Annotated in this window: 24 protein-coding genes and 1 other RNA gene; 9 read left to right on the top strand and 16 right to left on the bottom strand. The window is 56.1% G+C overall.

Going from position 1 to position 23,069, the window contains the following annotated elements; translation table 11 throughout:
* The first annotated feature begins 33 nt into the window (after positions 1-33).
* The 6 genes from ACAW74_RS16960 (at position 34) to ACAW74_RS16935 (ending at position 4,942) form a co-directional block, all read left to right on the top strand.
* Positions 34-852: an alpha/beta fold hydrolase gene (locus ACAW74_RS16960; RefSeq protein ID WP_370699405.1), complete on the top strand. Its 819-nt coding sequence runs from the start codon at positions 34-36 to the stop codon at positions 850-852.
* Positions 853-963: 111 nt separating this feature from the next.
* Positions 964-1,465: RNase P RNA component class A (gene rnpB, locus ACAW74_RS16955), an RNA gene on the top strand.
* Between the two features lie 179 nt (positions 1,466-1,644).
* The gene (locus ACAW74_RS16950; RefSeq protein ID WP_370699404.1) at positions 1,645-2,208 is read left to right on the top strand and encodes a 30S ribosomal protein S16; all 564 of its coding nucleotides are present in this window, start codon (positions 1,645-1,647) and stop codon (positions 2,206-2,208) included.
* A 208-nt stretch (positions 2,209-2,416) separates the two neighbouring features.
* Complete coding sequence (rimM, locus tag ACAW74_RS16945) at positions 2,417-2,983, top strand: ribosome maturation factor RimM (RefSeq protein WP_370699403.1); 567 nt, start codon at positions 2,417-2,419, stop codon at positions 2,981-2,983.
* 110 nt (positions 2,984-3,093) lie between these two features.
* Positions 3,094-3,768 carry a tRNA (guanosine(37)-N1)-methyltransferase TrmD gene (gene trmD / locus ACAW74_RS16940; protein ID WP_370699402.1) on the top strand — a complete coding sequence of 225 codons (675 nt, stop codon included), beginning with the start codon at positions 3,094-3,096 and terminating at the stop codon, positions 3,766-3,768.
* Positions 3,769-3,895: 127 nt separating this feature from the next.
* A complete protein-coding gene (locus tag ACAW74_RS16935; protein ID WP_370699401.1) occupies positions 3,896-4,942 on the top strand; it encodes an acyl-CoA reductase in 1,047 nt (348 codons plus the stop codon).
* A gap of 99 nt (positions 4,943-5,041) precedes the next feature.
* On the opposite strand, the gene ACAW74_RS16930 is transcribed toward ACAW74_RS16935, so the two are convergent.
* Both ACAW74_RS16930 and ACAW74_RS16925 read right to left on the bottom strand, forming a co-directional pair.
* Positions 5,042-7,021: a PAS domain-containing sensor histidine kinase gene (locus tag ACAW74_RS16930; protein ID WP_370699400.1), complete on the bottom strand. Its 1,980-nt coding sequence runs from the start codon at positions 7,019-7,021 to the stop codon at positions 5,042-5,044.
* Between the two features lie 237 nt (positions 7,022-7,258).
* Positions 7,259-7,840 carry a DUF4082 domain-containing protein gene (locus ACAW74_RS16925; protein ID WP_370699399.1) on the bottom strand — a complete coding sequence of 194 codons (582 nt, stop codon included), beginning with the start codon at positions 7,838-7,840 and terminating at the stop codon, positions 7,259-7,261.
* A gap of 60 nt (positions 7,841-7,900) precedes the next feature.
* Between ACAW74_RS16925 and ACAW74_RS16920 the strand changes: the two genes are divergently transcribed.
* A complete protein-coding gene (locus ACAW74_RS16920; RefSeq protein ID WP_370699398.1) occupies positions 7,901-8,065 on the top strand; it encodes a hypothetical protein in 165 nt (54 codons plus the stop codon).
* 2 nt (positions 8,066-8,067) lie between these two features.
* Here ACAW74_RS16920 and ACAW74_RS16915 read toward each other — a convergent pair whose 3' ends face one another.
* The 10 genes from ACAW74_RS16915 to ACAW74_RS16870 all read right to left on the bottom strand — a co-directional run bounded on the left by ACAW74_RS16915 (position 8,068) and on the right by ACAW74_RS16870 (position 16,657).
* On the bottom strand, positions 8,068-9,603 hold the full coding sequence (locus tag ACAW74_RS16915) for an SGBP N-terminal domain-containing protein (protein WP_370699397.1): 1,536 nt from the start codon (positions 9,601-9,603) through the stop codon (positions 8,068-8,070).
* 98 nt (positions 9,604-9,701) lie between these two features.
* A complete protein-coding gene (locus ACAW74_RS16910) occupies positions 9,702-10,226 on the bottom strand; it encodes a hypothetical protein (RefSeq protein WP_370699396.1) in 525 nt (174 codons plus the stop codon).
* A gap of 46 nt (positions 10,227-10,272) precedes the next feature.
* Entirely contained in the window at positions 10,273-10,677 is a 405-nt protein-coding gene (locus tag ACAW74_RS16905; RefSeq protein ID WP_370699395.1) for a hypothetical protein, read from the bottom strand.
* A 34-nt stretch (positions 10,678-10,711) separates the two neighbouring features.
* The gene (locus ACAW74_RS16900; protein WP_370699394.1) at positions 10,712-11,119 is read right to left on the bottom strand and encodes a hypothetical protein; all 408 of its coding nucleotides are present in this window, start codon (positions 11,117-11,119) and stop codon (positions 10,712-10,714) included.
* Positions 11,120-11,252: 133 nt separating this feature from the next.
* Entirely contained in the window at positions 11,253-11,921 is a 669-nt protein-coding gene (locus tag ACAW74_RS16895; RefSeq protein ID WP_370699393.1) for a hypothetical protein, read from the bottom strand.
* Between the two features lie 102 nt (positions 11,922-12,023).
* Positions 12,024-13,457, bottom strand: a complete 1,434-nt coding sequence (locus ACAW74_RS16890) for a Kelch repeat-containing protein (protein ID WP_370699392.1) — start codon at positions 13,455-13,457, stop codon at positions 12,024-12,026.
* Positions 13,458-13,594: 137 nt separating this feature from the next.
* Complete coding sequence (locus ACAW74_RS16885; RefSeq protein ID WP_370699391.1) at positions 13,595-14,215, bottom strand: response regulator; 621 nt, start codon at positions 14,213-14,215, stop codon at positions 13,595-13,597.
* A gap of 133 nt (positions 14,216-14,348) precedes the next feature.
* The gene (locus ACAW74_RS16880) at positions 14,349-15,017 is read right to left on the bottom strand and encodes a sensor histidine kinase (RefSeq protein WP_370699390.1); all 669 of its coding nucleotides are present in this window, start codon (positions 15,015-15,017) and stop codon (positions 14,349-14,351) included.
* A 395-nt stretch (positions 15,018-15,412) separates the two neighbouring features.
* Complete coding sequence (locus ACAW74_RS16875; RefSeq protein WP_370699389.1) at positions 15,413-16,084, bottom strand: hypothetical protein; 672 nt, start codon at positions 16,082-16,084, stop codon at positions 15,413-15,415.
* Between the two features lie 18 nt (positions 16,085-16,102).
* A complete protein-coding gene (locus ACAW74_RS16870) occupies positions 16,103-16,657 on the bottom strand; it encodes a hypothetical protein (protein ID WP_370699388.1) in 555 nt (184 codons plus the stop codon).
* Positions 16,658-16,718: 61 nt separating this feature from the next.
* Between ACAW74_RS16870 and ACAW74_RS16865 the strand changes: the two genes are divergently transcribed.
* The gene (locus tag ACAW74_RS16865; RefSeq protein WP_370699387.1) at positions 16,719-18,224 is read left to right on the top strand and encodes a S8/S53 family peptidase; all 1,506 of its coding nucleotides are present in this window, start codon (positions 16,719-16,721) and stop codon (positions 18,222-18,224) included.
* Between the two features lie 99 nt (positions 18,225-18,323).
* Here ACAW74_RS16865 and ACAW74_RS16860 read toward each other — a convergent pair whose 3' ends face one another.
* The 4 genes from ACAW74_RS16860 to ACAW74_RS16845 form a co-directional block, all read right to left on the bottom strand.
* Positions 18,324-18,947 carry a response regulator gene (locus tag ACAW74_RS16860; RefSeq protein WP_370699386.1) on the bottom strand — a complete coding sequence of 208 codons (624 nt, stop codon included), beginning with the start codon at positions 18,945-18,947 and terminating at the stop codon, positions 18,324-18,326.
* 97 nt (positions 18,948-19,044) lie between these two features.
* Positions 19,045-20,184, bottom strand: a complete 1,140-nt coding sequence (locus tag ACAW74_RS16855; protein ID WP_370699385.1) for a sensor histidine kinase — start codon at positions 20,182-20,184, stop codon at positions 19,045-19,047.
* Positions 20,144-20,803 (bottom strand): hypothetical protein, encoded by a 660-nt coding sequence (locus ACAW74_RS16850; protein ID WP_370699384.1) that lies wholly within the window; start codon positions 20,801-20,803, stop codon positions 20,144-20,146. Before ACAW74_RS16850 ends, ACAW74_RS16855 begins: the two co-directional genes overlap by 41 nt.
* 23 nt (positions 20,804-20,826) lie before the next feature.
* On the bottom strand, positions 20,827-21,204 hold the full coding sequence (locus tag ACAW74_RS16845) for a hypothetical protein (RefSeq protein ID WP_370699383.1): 378 nt from the start codon (positions 21,202-21,204) through the stop codon (positions 20,827-20,829).
* A gap of 76 nt (positions 21,205-21,280) precedes the next feature.
* Between ACAW74_RS16845 and ACAW74_RS16840 the strand changes: the two genes are divergently transcribed.
* Complete coding sequence (locus ACAW74_RS16840; protein WP_370699382.1) at positions 21,281-23,005, top strand: S8 family serine peptidase; 1,725 nt, start codon at positions 21,281-21,283, stop codon at positions 23,003-23,005.
* Positions 23,006-23,069 lie beyond the last annotated feature (64 nt).

Raw genomic sequence — 23,069 nt, 5'->3', positions numbered from 1 at the left:
GTATTGGCTTTATCGTACCAAGCCTGAATCCCCATGACTCGTTTGAAAATTGGCCTGTGCACCCTGCTGAGTTGCCTCCTGACTACCGCCCTGCTGGCTCAAACGGGCCGCGAACCGTTGTTTAAATCGTTCGATGGCACCCAGATTCATTACGACGTGCTGGGCAAAGGCCCGCGGGCGGTGGTGCTGCTGCATGGCTTCATCGTCAACGGCGAATCCTGGAAACGGGCACCGCTGACGCAACTGCTGGCCGATTCGGGCTACACCGTCGTCACGCTCGATCTGCGCGGCAACGGCCGGTCGGATAAGCCCCACACACTGGCTGCCTATCAGTACGACGCCGAAGTAAAAGACATTGCCGCCCTGATGCAGCACCTGGGTCATCTGCAATACGATGTGGTCGGCTATTCGCGGGGGGCTATTGTCGCCGCGCGGATGCTGGCCATTACGCCCAAAAAACTGATCCGCAAAGCCGTGTTGGGCGGCATGGGCCTCGACTTCTCGGACCCTAACTGGATACGGCGGCGTAACTTCTACGAAGCGCTGGCCCGGCCCGGTAGCCACCCCGAACTACAACCCGCCATCGACTACGCGCTTAAATCGGGGGCCGACACCACCGCCCTGAAGTTCATGCAGCAGGCCCAGCCCGTCACGTCGCCCGATCAGCTTCGGCGCATTCAGCAGCCTGTGCTGGTCATTGCGGGCGATCAGGACGAAGACAACGGGAAAGCCGCCGATCTGGCCGCCATTCTGCCTCATGCTAAACTGGTGAACGTACCTGGCAACCACAACACCACCATGGGCACCCTCCCGTTTGCCCGGCAGGTGATGGCTTTTTTAAAGAATGAATAATGGACGATGTATAATGCACAATGCGCTGACGCGAGGTTATTAATGCGTCAGCCCATTGTACATTATACATCGTTCATTATTCATTCCTTACCTTTGCCCTGCGTTGCAATGGGTCGGGGTCGTCTTACCGCCTCGCTTCGGCGGGGAGGAAAGTCCGGACAGCACAGGGCACCCTACTTCCTAACGGGAAGGCGGGCGGCGGGTAACTGCCAACCGACAGCCAGTGTCACAGAAAACAAACCGCCAACGTTGGCGTTTGCAGTTTTCAGTTTTCCGTTTTTAGTTGGCTGGCGCAAGCATAGTCTCGCGTCAGCCAACTGAAAACCGGAAACTGAAAACTGCAAACGCCTTCAGGGTAAGGGTGAAAAGGGGGTGTAAGAGACCACCGCTCGGCTGGCAACAGGCGAGGCACGATAAACCTTAGGGGCTGAAAGACCAAATAAGCACCGGATGCGGGGCGGCTCGTCTCCAGATGACCTTTGGGTCACTGCCGGTGCGGGTAGGTCGATAGAGGGGGTCGGTGACGGCCCTCCCAGATAAATGGTAAGACGGTTCGGCGCGCCTGCGGGTACGGCCGGGCCGACAGAATCCGGCTTATAGACCCCGGCTCTTGTAGCGCTTTTTCAGTATGCAGTGAACAGCATCCAGTACACAGTGGCCTCGGTTGAGGAAATTGTCTACTGCATACTGTTCACTGCATACTGTTTTTCCGTACCTTTGCGGCCACGTTTAACCCGGGGGACGTGTTCCCCCATCGGAACGACGGGTTCGTTCCGGGAAAAAGGCAAAACCATGCTTAAGATCCGTTTAGCGCGTCGCGGACGCAAAAAAATGGCCATGTACGACATCGTCGTGGCAGAATCAACCTCACCTCGTGACGGCCGTTTCGTTGAGAAAATCGGTACGTACAACCCCAACATCGACCCGGCTCGTATCGTACTCGATAACGGCCGTGCTGTACATTGGCTGATGGTGGGTGCCCAACCGACGGATACGACCCGTGCCATCCTGTCGCACGAAGGCGTTATGTTGCAGAAGCACCTGCAAGTGGGTGTCGTGAAAGGCGCCATCACGCAGGATCAGGCCGATGCCAAACTGGCCGACTGGAAAGACAACAAAGCGGGCCGCAAGGCTGACACCGCTGATGTGAAGAAACAGGCTGCGGAAAAAGCACGTCAGGAGCGCCTTGCTGCTGAACAGCAGGTGAACGCTGCCCGTGCCGAAGCCATCGCGGCGAAGTACAAAGTGGAAGAGCCGGTAGCTGAAGAAGCCCCCGCTGAAGAGGCACCGGTAGCGGCCGAAACCGAAGAAGCTCCGGCTGCTGAGGCGTCGACCGAAGAAAAGGCTGCTGAATAAGCCACCGCTTTCTGACCAATGGCGAGCCTGTTCTACCCGAGCAGGCTCTCTTTTTTTCTAAATCGGGAACGCGGATAATATGAATTTTAGGGGGTACGCGCGGATCGGGCAGGGGAAGCCTCAACCAGTCTGTTGGCTGTGTATCCGACTTCGATATATAATCCGCGATCATTCCTAAAATCCATGTCAGCTGCGTTCCATTCGAATCATGACAAAAGACGATTGTTTCCAGGTTGGGCATATCACCAAAACTCACGGCCTCAACGGTGAAGTGGTGCTGTTTCTGGACGTTGACGACCCAACCGACTACGAAGACCTGGATTCGGTGCTGATTGAAGTGCGGGGCGAACTGCTGCCGTATTTCGTCGAATCCCTGTCGATCAACCGCGACCGCGCTATCCTGGCGCTGGAAGAAGTAGAGACGATCGACGAAGCCAAAAAACTGGTGAACTGCCCCGTTTGGCTCCCGCTCGACAACCTCGAAGACATCACCGACCCCGATCGGTTTTATTACCACGAAATCATTGGTTTCCAGATCATTGATAAAGAAGCAGGTCCGCTCGGAACGGTCACGTCGGTGCTGACCATGCCCACGCAGGACCTGATCGATATGCGTTACAAAGGGCAGGGCGTACTGATTCCGGTCAACTCGGCCATCGTGAAAACGGTAGACCGCGCGGCCAAAACCCTGAACGTTGAACTCCCCGAAGGCCTCCTCGACGTCTACCTGAAAGACGCCGGCGAACCTACGGATGGGGATGAAGAAGAGAACTAGTTCAAAGTCCAACGTTCAAGGTCCAATGTCTAACATTGGCTAACGCACCTTAGTCAGGTGCCAACACACATTGGACGTTGGACATTAAACGTTGAACCTCAACTTACGTTATGCGCATCGACATCATCACCTGCCTGCCCAGGTTGTTAGACAGTTTTTTCGGGCACTCCATTCTGCAACGGGCGCAGCAGGGCCAGCACGTCGAGGTGGTGGTGCATGACCTCCGCGACTACACGGCCGACAAGCACCGGCGGGTCGACGACTACCCGTTTGGCGGCGGCGCGGGCATGGTTATGCAGATCGAACCCATCGCTAAGTGCATCCGGGCGTTGCAGGCCGAACGTACCTACGACGATGTCATTTACATGACGCCCGACGGCGAACGGCTGGCCCAACCCCTGGTGAACCGCCTGTCGCTGGCCCAGAACCTGATTATCCTGTGCGGCCACTACAAGGGCGTCGATGAGCGAGTGCGCGAGCATTTTATCACCCGCGAAATCAGCATCGGCGACTACGTGCTGAGTGGGGGCGAACTGGCCGCGGCCGTATTGTCCGACGCCATCATCCGGCTCATCCCCGGCGTCTTGGGCGACGAAACCTCGGCCCTGACCGACTCCTTCCAGGACAACCTGCTGGCGCCGCCCATCTACACCCGCCCCGCGTCGTTTGAAGGCTGGAGCGTACCTGACATTCTGCTGTCGGGCCACGAAGCCAACATCGACAACTGGCGCTATGAACAGGCTCTGGCCCGAACACAGGCGCGAAGACCTGATTTGCTGGAGTGATTTAAAGGGTCAATGTTCAATGACCAATGTCCAATGTCCAAAGTGGATCGGTGCCTGAGCGCTTGTGCAGTCGCCAATCTTGGACGTTGAACTTTGGACGTTGGACATTTAATATTGAACGACGAAAATGACACGTACCCAACGACTCGACGCTTTTAGTAAACTCGGCGACCTGCTGCGCGACCCGGCCCGATTGGCCGACCGCGAGGAGGCCGCGCACCGGGCTTTTTCTAAAAATAACTGGTTTACGGTCGAGAATGGGCTTCGGTCGCTCGACGCCATTGCGGGCCAGATGCTGACCCGCGATGCCCTCACCAACTGGCTGACGCACTACCCGGCTGAACCAACTGAGCCCCGGGCCGTCGGGGTCGTGATGGCGGGTAATATCCCGGCCGTGGGTTTTCACGACCTGCTCTGCTTGCTCATCAGTGGCCATACCCTGCTGGCTAAACTGAGCAGCCAGGATGAGCTGCTGATGCGCTTTCTGATCCGGTCGTTGCTGGAGGTAGAACCGGCTTTTGCCGACCGCATTCAGGTTGTGGAACGGCTCAATGCGGCCGACGCCTTCATCGCTACGGGCAGCGACAATTCGGCACGCTACTTCGAGCAGTATTTCAGCAAGAAACCCCACATCATCCGTCGCAATCGCACGTCGGTGGCGGTGCTGACGGGTGCCGAAGACGAGACCCAACTCGAACGGCTGGGCAACGACATCCTGGCCTATTATGGACTGGGGTGCCGTAATGTGTCGACGTTGTTTGTGCCCGATGCCTACGAGGGTGAACCGGCCTACGATTTTACGCCGCTGCTCCGCACGCTCGAACCGCGCACGGCGACCTACATGGCGCACCACAAGTACCTCAACAATTACGATTACAATAAGTCGATTTATCTGGTCAACCGGGTGCCGCACCTCGACAACGGCTTCCTGATGGTGACCGAAGCGCCTGACCCGGCTAATCTGGTATCGCCGATTTCGGTCATCTATTACCAGCTTTACCGCGATCAGGAGCATCTGGGTACGTTGCTGGCGAGCCATGCCGACAAAATTCAGGTGGTGGCCTCAGCTGAAGGCTGGTATGCCGGCTCGGTGCCGTTCGGCCAGACTCAATACCCTCGCCTCATCGATTACCCCGACGGCGTCGACACAATGGCGTTTCTGGGGGGATTGTAAATGGGTTTTCAGTTTGACGTCTGACGTTTAAAGTTAGCTGACGCCCAATCACGAACGAATGCGTCAGCTAACTTTAAACGTCAGACGTCAAACTGAAAACTACTCTCCCGGCCAGAAAACGCGGAACGTCGCGCCTTTTCCTTCTTCACTGTCGGCTGTGACGATAGCGCCGTGATTTTCGGCGACGCGTTTCACGATGGCGAGGCCAATGCCGGTGCCTTCGTAGGGGCTGCTTGCCGTGTGGAGGCGCTGAAACGTACCGAAAATGCGTTCGCGGTACTCGGGCCGAAAACCAATGCCGTTGTCGGTGATCGTCAGTTCGTAGTAGGTCGGGGCTGAAAGCGGTCGGCTATGGGTGGTATCCAGCCGTGCCGCCAGGGCTTCGCGGGCGTGTAGCGTGCTGCTGATGCTCACCTCGGGCGCCCTACCGATCTGCGCATACTTGATGGCGTTGGAGAGCAGGTTTTGCAACAGTTGCTGGAGCTGTCGACTGTCGGCCTGAATCGTAGGCAGCGGGTCGGCTTTGATGACGGCCCCGTGTTCCAATACCAGCTGATCGAGGTCTGTCAGCACCTCGTTGAGAGCCTGATTGAGGTCCACCGGTTCGCGGGTCAGTTCGGGCGTGGCCAGTCGGGAGTAGGCCAGCAAGTCTTTCACCAGCACGGTCATCCGTTGGGCCGACCGGTGCACCCGCAGCAGCAGATCGTTGCCATCGGCCCCCAGCACGTCGGTATATTGTTCGATCAGCAAGCCGCAGATCGTAACGATTTTGCGGAGGGGCTCCTGCAAATCGTGCGACGCCACGTAGGCAAACTGCTGTAGGTTTTCGTTGGCCTGCCGAAGCACCTGGTTGGCCTGTTCAAGCCCGCGCTGGTACGTTACGTTGGCCGAAATGTCGATATACGACTGGATAAAGCCATCGCCCCACTTCACCGCCTGCGTGTCGTACCATAGCTCTTTCCCCTGCCCGTTATAAAAATTGGTATAGCGCAGTAGTTCACCTGTTTCAACGAGCTGTACCCACTTGTCGAACAGACCGGTGGTTTTCACGTGCGGGAATAAGTCAAGAACCCGCCGCCCCACCATATCCGTGGCTTTCAGTCCCGTTAGTTCCTCGGCCCGTCGATTGAAGCTATCGTACACAAAATCGACAATCGGGCCGGGCTGACCGTCGGGACCGGGTTCGCGGATGGCCGTGTAGGCCGCAATCCCCGACAGGGCGCTGTCGTTGATCTGCACGAGCCGGTCGTTGGTGCGTTGCAATTCGAGTTCCTGCCGTTTAATACCCGTCACGTTGTTGTACGTAACCAACAACTGATTGGGCGTTTGCCGCACGGCCGATACCTCAAACCAGCCCTCCAGCCCAAACTCGTCGCGATAATACTGCGTGCTTTCCTCGGCAACGCCCGTGGCCATTACCCGCTTGTACAAATCGAAAAAGCCGTTGTCGCGGTTGCCGGGAAAGACAACCAGCAACTGCCGCCCGATAATTTCCTCGGGCTTCATGAAGTTGCTTTTCAGTACCGATTCGTTGGCCATATCCATCCGAAAATCGATGATTTCGTCTTGCGCATCGCGGATGGCCGTCATGGCAATGATGCTGTTGATGGAGGCGTCGAAAATAGCCCGTAACTCCTGAGCATGGCGTTGGGCTTCGGTCTGCGCCCGGTGCATGTCGGTGATATCGTCGTAGGTCAGGATAAGGTCGTCGCCGTTGGGAGCGACCCGCGCCGAAAACCAGCCATCGAGACCGTCGGCCTGATACATGTGTTCGGAGCGGGTCGGCTGTTGCAGGCGGATGGCCTCCACAAACTGCGCAAAGAAGGGGTGCTGCGTCAGGGTAGGGAAGAAATCCGATATGCACCTACCCGGCAGTTCGTCGTACGAAAAGGGGGTGAGGGAGGCATGTGCCTGATTGGCCAGCCGGTAGCGGAAATCGATAATCTGGTCGGGTTTCTCGGCCGATCGAACCGCCGTAAGCAGGGCCATACCGCTGGGGGCCGCGTTGAGCACCAACCAGAGTTGCGAAATAGATACACCCGCTCCGAAGTCCGGGGCCGAGTCAGAAAGTGACATCATGTCCGTTGAGTAAAGCTGCTTCTTATCGTGATCAAAAGTAGCAATAAATCAGCGTGTAACCGCCGGTAACGTCGGCAGCTAATAGGTACGTTACAGAATGGTCTGATGGCGTGACACACATTGTTCAACTACATACGTTTTCGATCTGTTTTGAAGCGTTAGGCCAGCGGGTAGGGCACGCCAACAAAAAAGCCGCACAGGTACGTACCCACGCGGCTCAAAAAGGTTTGTAACCCCTTAGTCGGGGATAAACGTGCATTCGGGGAAGCCGTAAAATTCGGTTTTTACATTAGCGACGCTGTTTGGAAACGTGGCCGTGGCCACAGCGCTGTAACAGGAGTTATAAACCAGTATGCTGCCTTTCGTGAAAGGCATAAATTCAGTGCTGTTGGTTTTGCTGATAACCCCGTATTTCTTGTTGGTACCTGCCGATTGGCTGTTGACGCTGATCACGTATTTTTTGTTGGCCGTCAGCGCGAGCGCATCGATGCCTTCGAGCGTGAGTTTATCGGGCGACGTTTGCTCGACGGTCTTCTGGCGAAGCAGTTGTTTGCTATCGAAATCCCAGATGATGACGCGGTACGTACCCGGCTCGGGCATCTTCGCGCCGAGCTGCGTAATCTTGCCAGCGACGGAGGCGCTGAATACGATGCCCAACTCCCACGGTCCCGATGAGCGAGTAGTCGCCTGAACGGTGGTTTCACTGGTTATAAACGAGGTAATGGCGTTCTCGGCGGGCTTGGTGGCGTCGCTCTTTTTGCAGGCGTTTAGCCCAACGATGCTCAGGAGGCAAATCAGCCCAATACAGAATACGTTCATAAACGTGCGTTTTGTGTTGATAGACAGGCTGTTAAAGTAGGCGGTAGGGCCTCCGATCGCGTGGGTCTTTTACCTAAAGGCACGTTGACGTATGCCAACGGTTTTGGGCTGGTAGTAACGTACCTGGCTATCATCACCGTCAGGTACGTTGGTGGCCCGGCAGCGAGCAGCCCGTTAGCCCAGATGGGCCAACGGGCTGACGTTGTTCTGGTTAGTACCGCTTAAGGTTACTTCACGGTAAGTTTCAGGACTCGGTTGGTGCCGCTGCCCCACTCGCCCAGATAAAGCGTACCACTATTGTCGATGCTGAGGCCGTAAGGGGCGTTGAGGCCCGATAGCAGCGTCTGCGACGTCTGGCTGCGCGGATCGAATACCCGCAACCGACCGTTGCCGCGATCCGTAACGTAGACCAACCCGCTGTTGTCGACCACCACATTGGATGGCAGGTTGAGGCGCACAGCGCTGGCGGCCCCATCGGCATTGCCCGCCGTGCCATTGCCAAACAGTGTGCTGACCGTCCCGGCGTTGTAGTCGACCACCCGCACCGCGTGATTGCCCTCATCGGCTACGTAGAGCAGGTTATTTTTCAGGAAGATGCCCACCACGCCGTTGAACCGGGCATTGGTGCTGCTCACCTGCCCCGCATTGAAGCCTTTACTGCCAGCTGATCCAACTGTGGTAGCCCCCGATACAATACCGTTGTTCCGGTTGGTGCGCACAATGGTCGAGTTGCCGAAGCAGGCCATGTAATAGGTGCCGTTGGTTGGGTAGCTGCCCGAAGGCGACTGGGATACCACGGCCACCGACGTTGGCGCGTTGTAGATGGCATCGTTGGCCTGTACGGATGTCCAGTAGCTTAGGTTCGGGAACGAATAGGAATAGACACCCTTGGCTTCGTTGGTAGCGACGAGGTATTTATCGGCACTCCCACCCAGACCGGTTTTCAGGATGGTAATACCCGTCAGTGAAGCGTGTTTGTTAGTACCATCCGTCAACGTAGCCGCTGACACACTACCGTTGGGTTTCATAATGATTACCGCGCTGTTGGTGCGGTCAGAAGCGTAGACGGTGCCATCGTCGGGATCAACGGCGGTGCTTTGAAAGGCACGGCCCGATGAACTGAACAGCGTGGTGTTGGTGGCGATCTGATACTGGTACGCGAAGGCCGAGGCCGACGTAGCCTGCCTGCCACCCACCGCAACAACCAGGTTACCCGACCCCGCCCGTTCGGGAATCTGCACCGTGATCTGATCGGTGCGCGAGGCCGTGATGGCGGCGTTCTGCCCGTTGATCGTCACCTTGTTATCAGTCGACACGTTGCTGAACCCCGCCCCGTTGATCACCACCGTCGTACCCGCCCCGCCCGAGGTCGGCGCAAAACTCACGATGCTGACGCCCTGGATGGAGACCGTTACGGTGTAAGTCTGCGTGGTGCCGTCTTCGGCGGTGACTGTGTAGGTGACGGGATTGGCAAAGTTCTGCGCCACGCCCGAAGCGGGTGACACCACCGCCCCGGTCGGCAGGGCGATTGTAGGGGCAAGGGCGCTCAGGTTGGTGCCCACCGGCACCGTGGCCGTAATGGTGTTGCCGCTGATGGTGGCATTGACCGCCGGGCTGAGGCTGTTAAAAGCAAAGGCTGTGATCGATTTATCACTGCTTTTGGCCGCAACCGGGTCATCGGTTTTTTTACAGCCGGTGGGGAACGTACCCAGCAGCAGCAGCAGCGTAAGAAATTGAACGGATTTGATAAAGACCGATTTCATGGTGTGTAATACGTTTATGGTCGCTGTTAGCGCTCAGGTATGATGTGGCCGCCTCTTCCTGGTAGGCTGGGTGAGGCGGCATCTTGACGTAAGGCAGATCAGCCACCAAACACCGCACGGCCTTTGGCAAGCCCTTCCTTACCCAACTGTTGCGCGAGATTTTGTACCGATTGAGCAATCGCTTTGTCACTGACGAGTTGGGCAACCGACAAAAGGCTCTTCGCCATGAGCTGGTTGTTCAGAAAGTCGGGTACGTTGATCATCCAGTCGGGGCCGGGCTCTGGGTCCGGGTTGACGGGGGGCAGATGCCCGCCCAGTAGTTTCCAGATCAAATCCTGCCAGCGTTTAGGGTAGGTAGGGCATGGGTCCTCGTCGTAGGCTTGCAAGACGAGCCCTTTCTCGCCCTTACCAATCGACTTGGCAACCATAGACCGACCTAGTTTCCGAAGGTCGTCGGCCATTTTGGGCTCCCTGATCTGGCTGGCAATATCACGAACCAAAAAGCCCAGTACCCGCCAGTTGAGTTGGTCGTTCGGGCCGGGGCATTTTGTGCATCCGTCGACCCACTCGGGATGAAAGGACAGCAATTGAGAAGCGCGGTTGTAAATAAGCAGATTAGCCATAATGGTCTGTGTGGTTAATTGTGTGTGAATCGTAAGGTGTTGACTACTAGTTAATGGCTCGATTGCCGTCCCACTGCATCTTAGTTGGGCAGTCCTTGCTGGGGCCGTCTTTATCGGTCCAGACGCCGTCGAAGGAATCGTTGCTCGTCAGCGTGAATGAGAACGTACCTGAGTAGCTGAGCGTGGGGCAGGTCAGGTGGTCTTTGTAGATAAGCTCGTACCACGTACCGGCCAGCGTCTTGCCGGTTTTATCCAGCCTGCCGATCAGAAAGCCGCTGTGTTCGTAGCCGTCGTTGTCGGTATGGCCGCCCCAGGCACCAGTAAACTGGCCGGGCGTTACTGCATCGGGCTTCATGGCCAGACGGGCACCCGCCGCCTTGTTGCCGTTGCAGGTTGTCCATTTGGTGTCCCAGCAGCCTATGAAAGGGCTGGTTTTTTCTGCTGATTTCATCGTGTCGGGAGTTGGTTTAGGGCCAGCAGGCCAGTTAGGATACACGTACCAGTTCGCTATCGGTAAGGCCCGGCGTGTTCACCGACAGCGTATTGGCATCTTTCTTTTTCAGGGTGCTTTTTCGGTATTCGACCGTCACGCCATCCGAAAACCGGACAATCTGGTCGTAGCTCCAGGCATCGGGGCCGGTGGTGAGTACGTTGCGCCAGTAATCTTCACCCACCACGAAGTTGAATTGCGTATTGTTGGTGGGGACTTTGGTGCCGGTGGCTTTCTTGTTGGCCGCCTCGAAGACGCACTCGGCACCGTTGGCGTAGCGCCACGTACCGGCCAGAAAGGCGTATGGGTCAGGGGCTGGCTCTGATTTTTTGCAATCTTGGAGCAGCAGGGCCAGCACCAGCACGAGGCCAGCCCGGACAAACGAGCAACGAAAACGAGTCATGGTGTGGAGAGAGCGGAAAGCCTGTTTAGTTTGGCCAAAAGTCGGAAAGCAACGTACCTGGCGCTTCCCCAAAACGGGGGATACCAGCTTGAGGCAGAGGTAGGTACGTAAATGAACGTGGGGCCGGAGGCCATTACCGCCTCGTGTCGTCGGCGGGCGCAGTCTTGGGCTGAGCGTCGGCGTTCAGGCGGAAGCTGCTTTGTTTGCTGGCGAGGCCGTCGCCGTCTTTGATCACCCGGGCGGCCCCTACCGGAATGAGTCGGTCGGTCGGGTCGTTTTTGCTTTTCATCAGCAGGGTCGTGTAGAAATCTTTGATGCCCGTGCTGGTGATTTCGCCCGAAAAAATACGGACCTGTTTGGCTGTGGCGCTCCCATCGACCAAGTCGATCTCCGCGAAAAACGTAAACTGGTTGCCGTTACCAGCCAGAAAACCACCCACCCCCGTGCCGGTTGATCCGGCATTCTTAATATCGACCACCGCCGTCTGATCAGCGGTATTTTGCTTTGAGAAGCGGACAACCAGGTCGTTGAAAACGTACCCGGCCGAGTAGCTGTCGGTGTCGTAGGGGCTGACGAGCGTGTGGGGCGACGAGGCAAAAATACCCTCGATGTTGGGTGGCTGCGATCCTTCGTTGATAATCATGCCGCGCTGCCGCAACTTGTCGATATCGGCCTGTGGGATAATCGACTGAATCTTAGCCGAGAAACCTTTGGTCGGGTCGTCGGCTTTCTTGCAGCCCATTTGGCTGCCAAGTAATACGCTGACGATCAGAGCAGTCAGGGAAAAACGAAACGTGTTCATGGAATGAATTGGTTTGGTGTGAGAAGGGCCTCAGCCCTGTTGCTGAGACATGGTAAAGAGTGTAATTAAGCTGGGGGAGCGACTCTCAAAAACGGGGTAGCCTCAAGGCGTATATTGCCAGAACTGCCCCATCAGATTCAGGCAGGAGGTACCCGATACGGAGCGATACTGGTGAAACAGAAACACATTCGCACCGATGGATTCAGTCAGGTATTCATAGACGGTGCAGCCCGTACCCCCCAGTGGCGATTTATAGATGGCATCTGGTGAGGGTGCCGTTGACCACGACTGCGTCGTGAAGTTGTAGGTGTAGTATTTGTCGGCGAACTGGGTGAACGTCAGCTTATCACCGACCAGATACGCTTTCCCGCTGAATGCGCCGTTGCTGACGATGGTAGGGGGCGCTGCTTTTTGCGTCCAGCTATCGGTGGCATCGTTGTATTCCCACATGTCGGCCAGCATCTGGTTCAGCCCCGTGCCACCTATCAGATAGCCTTTATTGTTGTAGACAGTACCAAACCCGCCATACCGCGCCTCACCCGGAAAGTCGTTCCGGCGGGTCCATTTGTCGGTAGCGGGGTCATACTGCCACACCTGCTTCCCGACGGATAAGGGCGTATTGAGCTGATCGCCACCTCCTACGGCATACCCTTTGCCGTTAAGGCTCAGCACCGTTCGCGAGGAGCCAACAAACGGAGTTTGCCCTTTGGCCGTCCATTTGTCGGTAGCAGGGTCGTAGGTGTAAACAAAAGGGATACGGGTGCTATTCGTAGTACCCGTCTGGACGGTTACCAAGGCATGAGCCTGCCCGTCGATCAGCATAATTGGCAGGGTATAATCGAGCCGCAACGCTTTGGGCACTAGGAGTGAGGCTTTCTGGCTCCATTTGTCGGCAGCGGGGTCGTACTGCCACAGATCAGTCAGGTCAGCCGCCGTGGCTTGCGTTTGGTCCGATCCGCCCAACACATATAGCTTATTGGCCAGCGTAAAAGTGCGGGCCAGGCGGCGGCTCTGCCCGGGAAAAGGGGCCTTTACGGTAATGCCGTTCCCATTAGGTGCCGTCGTGGTCGAGGTGATGGCCGTGGTCGTGAAGGTCGTAGCCCGCTGCACCACCGCTACTTTGTTGGTGGCCGTGAAGTAGACCGTGTAGTTGGTGTTGGCTGCGAGCCCCGTCACTACCTGCGTGATCGTCAGCGGAAAGGGGCCGCTGGTCGCACCCAGTTCATACTGGTTGCCCAGACGTTGGGTAGCGGTCTCGACCACAATTACCTTATGACCGGTAATGGCCTCCCCCCCGTTGCCGTTGATGACGGCGGTGATGCGGGCCGAAAAACTACCCACGTTACCAACGACAGGGTCGGTGAGCAGTACGGGGCTGGTGCTCTTGGTAGCAGCCGTTGTCGACGTACCTGGCGTGGTGGTGCCACTGGTTGGGCCCGTTGGCGTGGCAGGGTCGTCTTTCTTGCAGTTTTGCAGACTCAGGCCCAGAATCAGTAGCAGCCCTATTCCTAGTGACGAGGTGTAATAGCGGTTCATGGCGCAGTGTGGAGGTAACCCGTTTTGGTTGGGTCAAAGGTCTGTTCCCTCCATCGGGCGCGCGTCCCCAAAAAAGGGGAGGTGCCGTTGTTCCGTTTCCTGAGCGGGCCGTTTAAACAGCCCGCTCAAGACGCCATTTACTTTCCATGAAACTTCGCCAGCGCTTCGGCAACGGAGTGGACGTGCAGCTTCTCGTAAATACGCTTTACGTGGGTACGGGTTGTCTCGACGGTAATACCCAGCTCGGCCCCGACCATCTTGTAACTATTGCCTTTGGCCAGCAATGTCAGCACCTCGTTTTCGCGGGGGGTGAGGTCGGCCAGGTGCGGATTGGGCCGATGCTGCATGGCCTCCATCACCCGCCGGGCAATAGCGGGCGACATAGGTGCGCCCCCGTCGTAGACTTCCTGAATGGCTTCCAGAATGCGGGCGGGGGGCGTTTTCTTTAGTAGATATCCCGTTGCACCCGCCCGGATGGCCTCAAAGACGCGGTCATCGTCATCGAAAACGGTGAGCATCAGTACATCCACGTGGCTGTAGCGTTCGTGCAGGCTCCGAACGGCGTCGATGCCGCTGCGGCCCGGTAGATCGATGTCCATCAACACCACGTCGGGTTGTAACGTACCTATCTGCTTTTCGGCAGAGAGGCAATCGCCAAAGGCCCCCGACAGTTCAAACCCGTCGGTGGCTTCGATCAGAAAGGATAACGCCTCGCGCAGGGGCATGTTGTCTTCGAAAATAGCAGTGCGGACAGCCATATTGGTCGTGTGTTATGTGGCTCAAAAATAAATACCTGATCATGCGTTGGGCTCCCCAAAAGGGGGGATACACCAGGCCTAAGGTAAACAAGATCAGTTTGTTCGAAGCACTGGCGAATGGGTGCAGGTACGTTCAGAGGGGTAGCGTCAGCGAGATCCGCGTGCCCTGCCCCGGTGCCGACTGCACCGACAACGTACCTGACAGCGCCTCGGCACGTACCTGTAGGTTTTTCAGCCCATTGCCACCACCGGGGCGGTGCGAAGGCCGTTTGGGGTCGAAGCCCTGTCCGTTGTCGCTGATGGTGAGTCGTAACTGGCTCTGTTGCCGGTCGAGACGTACCTGCACCTGACTGGCCCCGGCATAGCGGGCCGCGTTAGTGAGGGCTTCTTTGTAGATCAGGAAAAAGTCGCGGCGGCGTTCCAGGGGCAGGCTCAGGGTATCGACGCCCGGCTCGACCGAAAAGTCTACGGCGGTGTCGGTGGTCCCGAACAGCTCGTCGGCCACCTGCTTCATACGGTCGAGCACCTGCTGCATGGTGTCCTGGGCGGGGTTGATGCTCCAGACAATATCGCTCATGGCGTCCATCACCTGTCGGGCTGTCTGCCCAATACGATCGAGGTTTTGCCGGGCGCGGTCGGGGTCGGCGGGCATAGCTGCGCTGAGGATGGAGATACTACTAAGGTAGCTGCCCATGTCGTCGTGCAGATCCCGTGCAATACGATCGCGGATAAGCTGCATCCGTACCTGCTGGCGATAGCGTGCCTGAAAAAACAGGTAGCTGACAAGCGCCATGGAGGCCATGCCAATGAGTGTAAGTACTGGCCAGAACCAGATTTTTTGCCAAAACGGCTGACTAGTCGTTTTGAGAAAAGCAAAGAGCGGCTTTGTAGTGGTTGACGAGTTCGCCCGAATGTAAATAACTAAGTCTCGTGCGGGTAGATTCGTTAATACCACTTCCTGCCGCCTATTAACTTGTTGCCAATCTGATAGGGGTTCGATTCGGTAACTAAATGTAGTCTCGCCCGTTCGAAAAGGGTTATTAACGCGTATTAACAGTGTATTGGCGGGTTTTTCGAGCAGGAGAGGTTGGCCAGGTAATGGCATCACAGGTGTGCCATTCAACAGAAGCTGCTCGATTAGTAGAGCGGGTGCAGTCGGTTGGGCCAACCCAACTGGGCTGGCCCAACACCACAGCGTTACAGCAAAGTAGATTGCCCTAGAATAGACCGACTTTTCCAAAACCCAATGCTGACGAACACGTAACTGATGAGGTTCGACAACGGTGCAAATGTATTGTAAAAGGCATTGTAAAGGTCAGCCGAGTAGGCGTAGAGCTGGCTGCTAAAGAGATTCATGATCAGCGACATCAGGTTCATAATCAGCGTACCGGCAGTAATCCAGACAACGGGCTGTTGCCGGAGTCGGGTATCGACTGCCCGCGCCAGTTGCCGCTGCCCTACCAGCACTGCCATCACGATGACGAAGCAGCATTCGACACTCGAAAAACGCAGCACCGTGTCGATGGAACTGCCCCAATACCAGAGCCCCCAGCCCATGAACAGCAACAGGATCAAACACCCTGCCTGAGCCCATCGATTGAGGGGAGCGCGCAGATACGCCGTAAAAAAGAGCGTCATCAGCACGGCATCTGTGGCTGTGTTGGCATAGAACAGTGGGTAATTGTCAGACCGTCCGCTGTTGGTGAAGAACACGCTTTGCCCCACCGTAATGAGCAATCCGACAACTTGACTTAACCAGAAAATGCGTAATGGCTTTGTTAGCGTTTGCCAACAAAACAGCCCCACCCCGATGGGAATGACAATCAGGTAGAAAACGACCTGCGTAAACCACTCCAGAACGGACAGCATAAACTAGTTGATCAGGGGTTAACAAGGTGGGTTGGTCGATGCGTTACAGGGCTTGATACGGACGCCATCCGGACCGTTTACATCACTAGGCAGGCCGGTTGTGTAGACATAAGCTGGTACAGTATCGCCGCCCTCGCCTCGCAAAACTAGCTGTAACTGACCTCCTTCACGGATCCCTTTGTTCAGACCAAAACAGATTTGCACATCGGTGTTTGCACTAAAGGTGGCCAAGACTTGCTGGAGACTCGCTACGCTGACAAGGTAGCCTGTGGTAACCTGCTGCTGACTCAGTAAGTTACGCCCCGGTTCTGTTGCGTGTTCCTGATACCAGGCTAACAGGGGCGTTACTACCTCATCGCGGAAGGTTGTCCGTAAGGTACGGGCTTCATTCGCATCATTGGTACCGGATATAGTACTAAGTTTCAGTAGGTTTTGCTCTTCGCTGTCAGTCTCGCGGGCATACGCATTGCGGATTGCTTCCTGAATGTCAAGTGGTAATCGGCCCCAAAAATCAGGGACAACGCTCGTCATTTCGTTGACTTCATCTGCGGTTAATAAAGATGTGGGATTCATAATGAAACAGATTTAGAGTGAATTGTATATTTAGCAATATTTACTTAAAAGTTAGTATACTATGGAACATAAAATTTATCCAGTTCGAGTAACCATCAAGTTACCGGATAAAGTATTGTTTAGTGATGAATATGCCAATAGCGGTTCGCATTTTGCGTTTTCCCAAACTTACGTTGCGCAAGCATCGCGTTACTTTCTGTTAACTAAGTCGCTGCCTGACAAAGGAGAGAGCAGGACACTGTTCTGGCAATTGTACACTGTGGCGAAAGAGACGAGTAGCCAACGACCGAATGACTACCATGTTGTGTATCGTGCCGTTTTTGATAGCGTGAGTGCTGACGTAAATACATTCATAGAGCGACTGAGTACGTCGAGTTGTACTGCACTACCTAATCCGTTGCCTAATCTATTTAACCGCCTCTATGTATACCTGTCTGCGGATGAGCAAGAGAAGTTCATCAGCCGGTTGCTTCAAGAAACCAACGGACAAGTAGAAGCCTATGTGTCGACGGCTCAACTGGTAGATGGGGGTGGGGTTGATACCCCAGATACGCCTATCGATTCGTACCAGGCGAGAATGAATTTGCCAGAAGGTTGGAATCGGGCTAGTCAGGGTGGTTTGGGCACAGCAGCCAATTGTTTTCTCATTGAAGATGCTTGGGATGTGACAGATAATGTGTCAGACACCTTTAGATATGAGTTTCCAAGTTATGTTCGCCTTAAGCAAGCGCGGAACAATGGTAGGGAGTCGCTGAGTATCATGCCTCCAAATCCGTTAGCAACAGGAGAACATGGCCGAAAGACACTCAGCGTACTGCTAGCGAGCCATCAGGTTGTGATCGCTCCAGACCGAAAGGGAATTGTGCCTGATCTAACGATCCGTCGATTAATATCGGGATACGTTGATGAGGCGCAACCCAGTGGACCAACAACTCATTCGCAGGGATGTATTCCCGAGGCTGCTTTGCTAAAAGCGATTGCACAGGCTGCTAATGGAGACATTATACTGATCGAATATGAATTGACAGAGAGCTATTCACCTTTACCGCTGGAGGTAAACCCTGACGTGTTTTTGCTGATGCGAATTGCCTCGAATTGCTTGGGTATTAGCGTCATAGAACCGGCTGGTAACAGAATAAGCTGTCGCAATCTTGATAAGGTCACTCGATTCGAACCCGATCGGAATCTGGATAGCGGAGCTATTTTGGCTGGTGTGTCAACATATATTCAAGCTAATCAGCGTAACATCAGTCCAAGGGCTGTTGAGCAACATCGTATGTGCTTTGTGCCTGTTCCTATTCAAACGGTAGGCCGACAAATGTTTTACAAGCAGACTTCGGCAGCAGCAGCCGTGATTGCAGGAGTAGCCTGTATGATACAAAGTCTTCACAAAACCGTCACGGGTCAGCCGCTGTCTCCGCTTGAACTGCGGAAACTACTTTGTGATCCCGAAAATGGTACACCGGCCATCACGGGTTTGCAAAGTGCTGGCCAGAATGTCGGTTCGATTCCAGATGTGAAGCGCATAATCCAGACACTTAAAAGACGGGGTGCTCCCATTCTATAAAGACATGGCCCGGCCCGGGTATGTATGTCGTTTGTTTTCATACCCCAAACCTCGTTCCAACCAGCCTTATACAACCTCCCCAAAACAGGGGACACGTACCTACGAGCGGTACTTCGAGACGGCTTCGGTGACGGAGTGGACGTGCAGCTTCTCGTAGATGCGCTTAATATGCGTGCGAACGGTCTCGATGCTGATGCCTAGCTCGTCGGCCACCAGTTTGTAGCTGAGGCCCTGCGCCAGGTAATGCAACACCTGGCTTTCGCGGCTGGTGAGTTGGTCGAGGTCGGCCGACAGGGTGGCCCGGGCCGGAAAGGTCTGGATCACCTTGCGGGCGATGCTGGGGGTCATGGGCGCCCCGCCCGCATACACCTGCTCGATGGCGTCCAGGATGTCGTCGGGGGGCGTTTGTTTGAGCAGATACCCCGATGCTCCCGCGCACAAGGCCCGAAACACCCGGTCGTCATCGTCGAAAACGGTGAGCATAAGCACCTCCACCGTGGGGAACTCACGGCGCAGGCTCTGCACGGCCTGGATGCCATCACGACCCGGCATGTCGATGTCCATTAGGATGACGTCGGGCTGGTGGCGGTAGGTGTTGTCGTTGGCCTGAAGGCAATCGCCATAGGCACCCACGATCGTTAGGCCATCGGTATCGGCGATCAACGTACCCAGGGCGTCGCGCAGGGGGCGATTGTCTTCATAAATAGCAACGCGGATGGCCATAGTCTGTTGGATTGAGTGGTAAAGACCGCTAAAAACGGCCGATTACGGGTTGAGTAGCGAAGATACGAGCCCCGCGTGTCGGGTATCTATACCACGATTATGGGAGGGGTACTTGTAAGCCAACGGTCGTGCCCGCGCCCGGCTTCGACGAAATCGTCAGGGTACCGCCCAATTGCTGGGTACGTACCTGCAGGTTGCGGAGGCCATTGCCGCCGGTTGGGTTTTGCCGTAACGGGTTAGCTGGGTCGAAGCCCCGTCCGTCGTCCTGAACGGTCAGCAGCAGGTACGTTGGTTCGCGCCGAAGCGTAACCCGAACGGTGGTTGCTTCGGCGTAGCGGGCGGCGTTGGTGAGGGCTTCCTTATAGATCAGGAAAAAGTCGCGGCGGGCTTCGGTCGCCAGTGGGAACGTACCCACCTCGTTATCGACCACAAGTGAAAAGTCGGTTGCTGTGCTGGCAAACAGGGCGTTGCCTACATCGCGCATACGATCAATGCTGTGCGACATGGCATCGTGGGCGGGGTTAATACTCCAGACAATATCGCCCATCGTTTCGAGCATCTGGCGGGCCGTCTGGCCAATGGTGTCGAGGGTGGCCTGTGTTTTTTCCGGGTTGCGAAGGGCCTGTCGCCGGGCCGAGGCGCTAAGGATGGAGATGCTGCTGAGGTAGCTGCCCATGTCGTCGTGTAGATCCCGCGCAATGCGGTCGCGGGCCTGTAGATCCCGCAGTTGTTGCCGAAATCGGTATTGCATCAGCAGGTACAGCACAATTCCCGCGATGCCCAACAGGTAGATCAGCAATACCGGTACAAACCACCCTTGTTGCCAGAACGGCGCATCGATGGTTATGGGGAGGCTGGCGATGGAGCCGCCGGGGAGTGGCTGCCAGCGAAAGGCATAGGTGCCCCCAGGTAAATTGGCGTAGTGGATGCGATCCGTACTGAGCCCCGTCCGCCAGTCGTTGTCTAACCCGGTTAGCTGATACCGAACGGGCAGCGCCTTCACGCTCCGAAACCGGAAGGTCAGGTAATTCTCACGGGCCTGAAGGCTGCGCAAGGCACCAGGCAGCAGGGCTTTCGACTGGCCGAAGGCGTCGAGCACAACCACACTGTCGAGTTGAAGCGCGCTGCCGGTGGGCTGGCCAACGGCCTTGTGGCCGGACCAGCACAGGCTTAGTATCAGTAACCAGACTGGTACGTTACGCCGAATGGGTCGTTGCCCGATTAAAGCCAATCGCATACAAGCCATTACACAGAATGGTAATTCCCAACTGAAAGCAAAGCCACCCCATTAGCAACTCAATAGACGACGCCAGCATCAGGTTGCGAAAGGCGTCGTAGAACGTACCCAGCACCGAACTGACGAGCAGGCTGATCGTAATCCAGAAAAAAGGCACGCGCAACAGGCTGACGCGCGTTTGCCGCAGCAGCAGGTGCAAATACAGCAAACAGATGAGCGTCGTCAGCACGGTTTGCAGCGGCACCGACCATTGGCTCGACTGTGCATAACGGCCCTGGATGAGCGCTTCCGTCAGTATACCCAGTAGCCCCAGTCCGCCCAGCACCGCCACGGCTATGCGCCGCTTTCCGGCCGGTATCAACGACCAGTAGGCCAGCGAAAAAAAGCTACCAAATGTGCCGGCAATCAGGTATTGAATCCCGAGCGTATTTGAGGGAGTTAGTCTCAACAACACAACACTCAGCGACAGCAGAAACAGCAGAAAGTAAGCCAGCAGGGCCGCCCAGCTCAGCCTAAGAGCCGTGCTGAGCCCCTTCCAGCGAAACAGCCCCACGCCGATCGGCAACAGCAGCGTGGCGCTGTTGAGGTAACTCAGGATAAAAACAAGTTGCTTCAGCATAGTGGTGCTACGGGGCGTCAGGATCAGCTACCGCCCAGGCTCATCGGTGGCGAGGGAACTTCGGGTGGATTGGTGCTCTCGTTGCCTCGCGACGAATAATGCACCCCGATCCGGGTCGCCTTCAGCGAATCGCCACCTGCCAGCTCGACCTGTGTGGCCACCAGCTCGTAGGTGGGTAGCTCGTTGCCGAGGCCCGGCGCAATGCCAAACTGCATCAGCACGCCATCGTAGCCTTCCTGCTTCAGGTCGTTGACCAATTGCTCGAGAAAGTCGACGCCAAAAAAGAGCCCTTGTCGCTTGCGGCGCGTGGGCGCCTGCTGAAACCGCTTCGTGAGCCGGTCGATGGATTCAGACGAGATGCCTTTGTGCAGCCCCCGATTACGGTACATAGAATCAGACATGAGTGTATGGATTTAATTTACTGATTTACAACGAAAAGTATAAACTTGTTGGCAAACCTAAATCGGCAATCGACTGATGACAACGCTTGTCTTCAAATTTCGCGACGACCTGCTACCCCGGCGGGGCGCTGTCTGGCTCGAGGCACTTAACCTGTCGGAGGCTTTTTTCGAGCAGGCTGAAGCGTTTCTGCAACAGAACGGTACCGCCGCCAACCCGGTCAAGGGACTGCTCCAACTGTTGCCCCGCCGCAAGATCGCCTCGCTTATGGAGGCCATCCGCTCCCGGATCGGTGTGCTGCCTTATTCTCCCTTCGACGCAGGTGGCTACGAAAAACTGAGTCGACTGGCGCAGCGAATCCGTGCGTACAACCTGGCCAACGGTGCACCGACAGCCCCGAGCCAGTTGCCTAATCTGTTCAATTACTTCCAGATCGACTTCCCCGAGCCTACCGACGAGTCAACGATTCAGTTTGTGCTGGGGCTCTTTGAGGCGTTTCTGCCGCATAAAGCCTGGTTCGGCTTTTACCTGTTCGACTTTGTGTACCTCAAAGATGAGCCCGTATCATTAAGCGACACGACACCCCTCGAAGCCTTAAAAAAAACGCCCAACGCAGGGCAGTTTTACTTTGCCGATATGGCTATTCCGTCGGCGATGGCGGCATCCGTTGCGCCCGGCGTTACCATCATCGAAGCCGATGGCTGGGACCTGACTCATCCGCAGTTTGCCGCGCTTCACCCCACGGTTGTTCCCATCGAAACCAAACCGTTTGACCCGTTAAGTGTACCAAAGCAGTCGGGCAAACTCGATCACGGCACGCAGATTCTGGGCGTGCTGGCGGCCCGCAATACCGATGCCGATACGGGCCCCGCTCCCCTGGGCGATGTGTGCCGGGGCATCGCACCGGGAGTGACGATCCGGCTGGTGTCTTGCCTGGCCAAAGGCACCGTGCTGGCGGGGCAGGGCTTCAAGACCATCCGTTACAACGAGCTAGCCGCCGTCCTGACGGCTATCGACGTTACACCCTCCGGGGAGACCATCCTGATCGAGTTGGGTACTGCCGGTGGGCGGTTTCCGCTCGATGTGCTGCCCGGCGTCTATGAGCTCCTGGCCTTTGCCGACCAGTTGGACATTACCGTCATTGCGGCCGCCGGCAACGATAAAGCAATACTGAGCACCGCTCCCAAAAACGGAACCGATGAGCCGCTGCTACCCCGCGACGTGCGCCTGGCGGCCTTGACCAGTCAGTTAGACAATCATAGCCAGACCCACTGGAATGCTTATACCAACAAAAAGAACCGCGACCGGATAAACGCGCTTTATGAGCGGCACAAAGGCCAGATTCCGTCAACGGTGTCCAAGCTTTCTGTACCTCAGTTTGCGAGCTCTGATGCCTTTCTGGCTTATTATCAGGAAACACCCAGCCCCGCCATCCTGGTTGGTGCTGCCTCCCGGGTTGTTGATAACCAATCGGTTACGTTTCGATTGCTGGATAATTCGAGCCGTGGCAACCGGGTCCGGGTATTTGCGCAGGGGGGCGGCATTCTCACCACAACCATCGACGGCCGATACACAGCCGATATGAGTGATACCTCGGGAGCAGCGGCCATTATTGCCGGTATTGTGCTGCTGCTGCAACAGAAAGCAAAATCAGTGGGCAACGCTGCGCTGAATCCGCAGACGATTGCCGGTTGGTTAACCGAAGCGCCGACTAGCGGCACGGTGACCACGCCCCAAGATCAGTTGGCGGGCCTGGATGCGGGTGTTGTGCCGTCGTGTAAAACCTTGTTGTCGCATGTATAAATGAAGCACTACGTTGTGGAAGAAGCGGAAGCCGCTAATAATGGAATAAAGGTCTGTTTACGGT

Source organism: Fibrella musci, assembly GCF_041321105.1.
Lineage (GTDB): Bacteria > Bacteroidota > Bacteroidia > Cytophagales > Spirosomataceae > Fibrella > Fibrella musci.
The sequence above is the reverse complement of the archived record's forward strand: the minus strand, read 5'-3'. Positions and strand labels throughout refer to the sequence as shown.

Excerpts from the sequence above, each read along its gene's own strand:
- ACAW74_RS16960 (WP_370699405.1), top strand. The coding sequence starts at position 34 with ATGACTCGTTTGAAAATTGGCCTGTGCACCCTGCTGAGTTGCCTCCTG.
- ACAW74_RS16950 (WP_370699404.1), top strand. The coding sequence starts at position 1,645 with ATGCTTAAGATCCGTTTAGCGCGTCGCGGACGCAAAAAAATGGCCATG.
- rimM (WP_370699403.1), top strand. The coding sequence starts at position 2,417 with ATGACAAAAGACGATTGTTTCCAGGTTGGGCATATCACCAAAACTCAC.
- trmD (WP_370699402.1), top strand. The coding sequence starts at position 3,094 with ATGCGCATCGACATCATCACCTGCCTGCCCAGGTTGTTAGACAGTTTT.
- ACAW74_RS16935 (WP_370699401.1), top strand. The coding sequence starts at position 3,896 with ATGACACGTACCCAACGACTCGACGCTTTTAGTAAACTCGGCGACCTG.
- ACAW74_RS16930 (WP_370699400.1), bottom strand. The coding sequence starts at position 7,021 with ATGATGTCACTTTCTGACTCGGCCCCGGACTTCGGAGCGGGTGTATCT.
- ACAW74_RS16925 (WP_370699399.1), bottom strand. The coding sequence starts at position 7,840 with ATGAACGTATTCTGTATTGGGCTGATTTGCCTCCTGAGCATCGTTGGG.
- ACAW74_RS16915 (WP_370699397.1), bottom strand. The coding sequence starts at position 9,603 with ATGAAATCGGTCTTTATCAAATCCGTTCAATTTCTTACGCTGCTGCTG.
- ACAW74_RS16910 (WP_370699396.1), bottom strand. The coding sequence starts at position 10,226 with ATGGCTAATCTGCTTATTTACAACCGCGCTTCTCAATTGCTGTCCTTT.
- ACAW74_RS16905 (WP_370699395.1), bottom strand. The coding sequence starts at position 10,677 with ATGAAATCAGCAGAAAAAACCAGCCCTTTCATAGGCTGCTGGGACACC.
- ACAW74_RS16900 (WP_370699394.1), bottom strand. The coding sequence starts at position 11,119 with ATGACTCGTTTTCGTTGCTCGTTTGTCCGGGCTGGCCTCGTGCTGGTG.
- ACAW74_RS16895 (WP_370699393.1), bottom strand. The coding sequence starts at position 11,921 with ATGAACACGTTTCGTTTTTCCCTGACTGCTCTGATCGTCAGCGTATTA.
- ACAW74_RS16890 (WP_370699392.1), bottom strand. The coding sequence starts at position 13,457 with ATGAACCGCTATTACACCTCGTCACTAGGAATAGGGCTGCTACTGATT.
- ACAW74_RS16885 (WP_370699391.1), bottom strand. The coding sequence starts at position 14,215 with ATGGCTGTCCGCACTGCTATTTTCGAAGACAACATGCCCCTGCGCGAG.
- ACAW74_RS16880 (WP_370699390.1), bottom strand. The coding sequence starts at position 15,017 with ATGGCCTCCATGGCGCTTGTCAGCTACCTGTTTTTTCAGGCACGCTAT.
- ACAW74_RS16875 (WP_370699389.1), bottom strand. The coding sequence starts at position 16,084 with ATGCTGTCCGTTCTGGAGTGGTTTACGCAGGTCGTTTTCTACCTGATT.
- ACAW74_RS16870 (WP_370699388.1), bottom strand. The coding sequence starts at position 16,657 with ATGAATCCCACATCTTTATTAACCGCAGATGAAGTCAACGAAATGACG.
- ACAW74_RS16865 (WP_370699387.1), top strand. The coding sequence starts at position 16,719 with ATGGAACATAAAATTTATCCAGTTCGAGTAACCATCAAGTTACCGGAT.
- ACAW74_RS16860 (WP_370699386.1), bottom strand. The coding sequence starts at position 18,947 with ATGGCCATCCGCGTTGCTATTTATGAAGACAATCGCCCCCTGCGCGAC.
- ACAW74_RS16855 (WP_370699385.1), bottom strand. The coding sequence starts at position 20,184 with ATGCGATTGGCTTTAATCGGGCAACGACCCATTCGGCGTAACGTACCA.
- ACAW74_RS16850 (WP_370699384.1), bottom strand. The coding sequence starts at position 20,803 with ATGCTGAAGCAACTTGTTTTTATCCTGAGTTACCTCAACAGCGCCACG.
- ACAW74_RS16845 (WP_370699383.1), bottom strand. The coding sequence starts at position 21,204 with ATGTCTGATTCTATGTACCGTAATCGGGGGCTGCACAAAGGCATCTCG.
- ACAW74_RS16840 (WP_370699382.1), top strand. The coding sequence starts at position 21,281 with ATGACAACGCTTGTCTTCAAATTTCGCGACGACCTGCTACCCCGGCGG.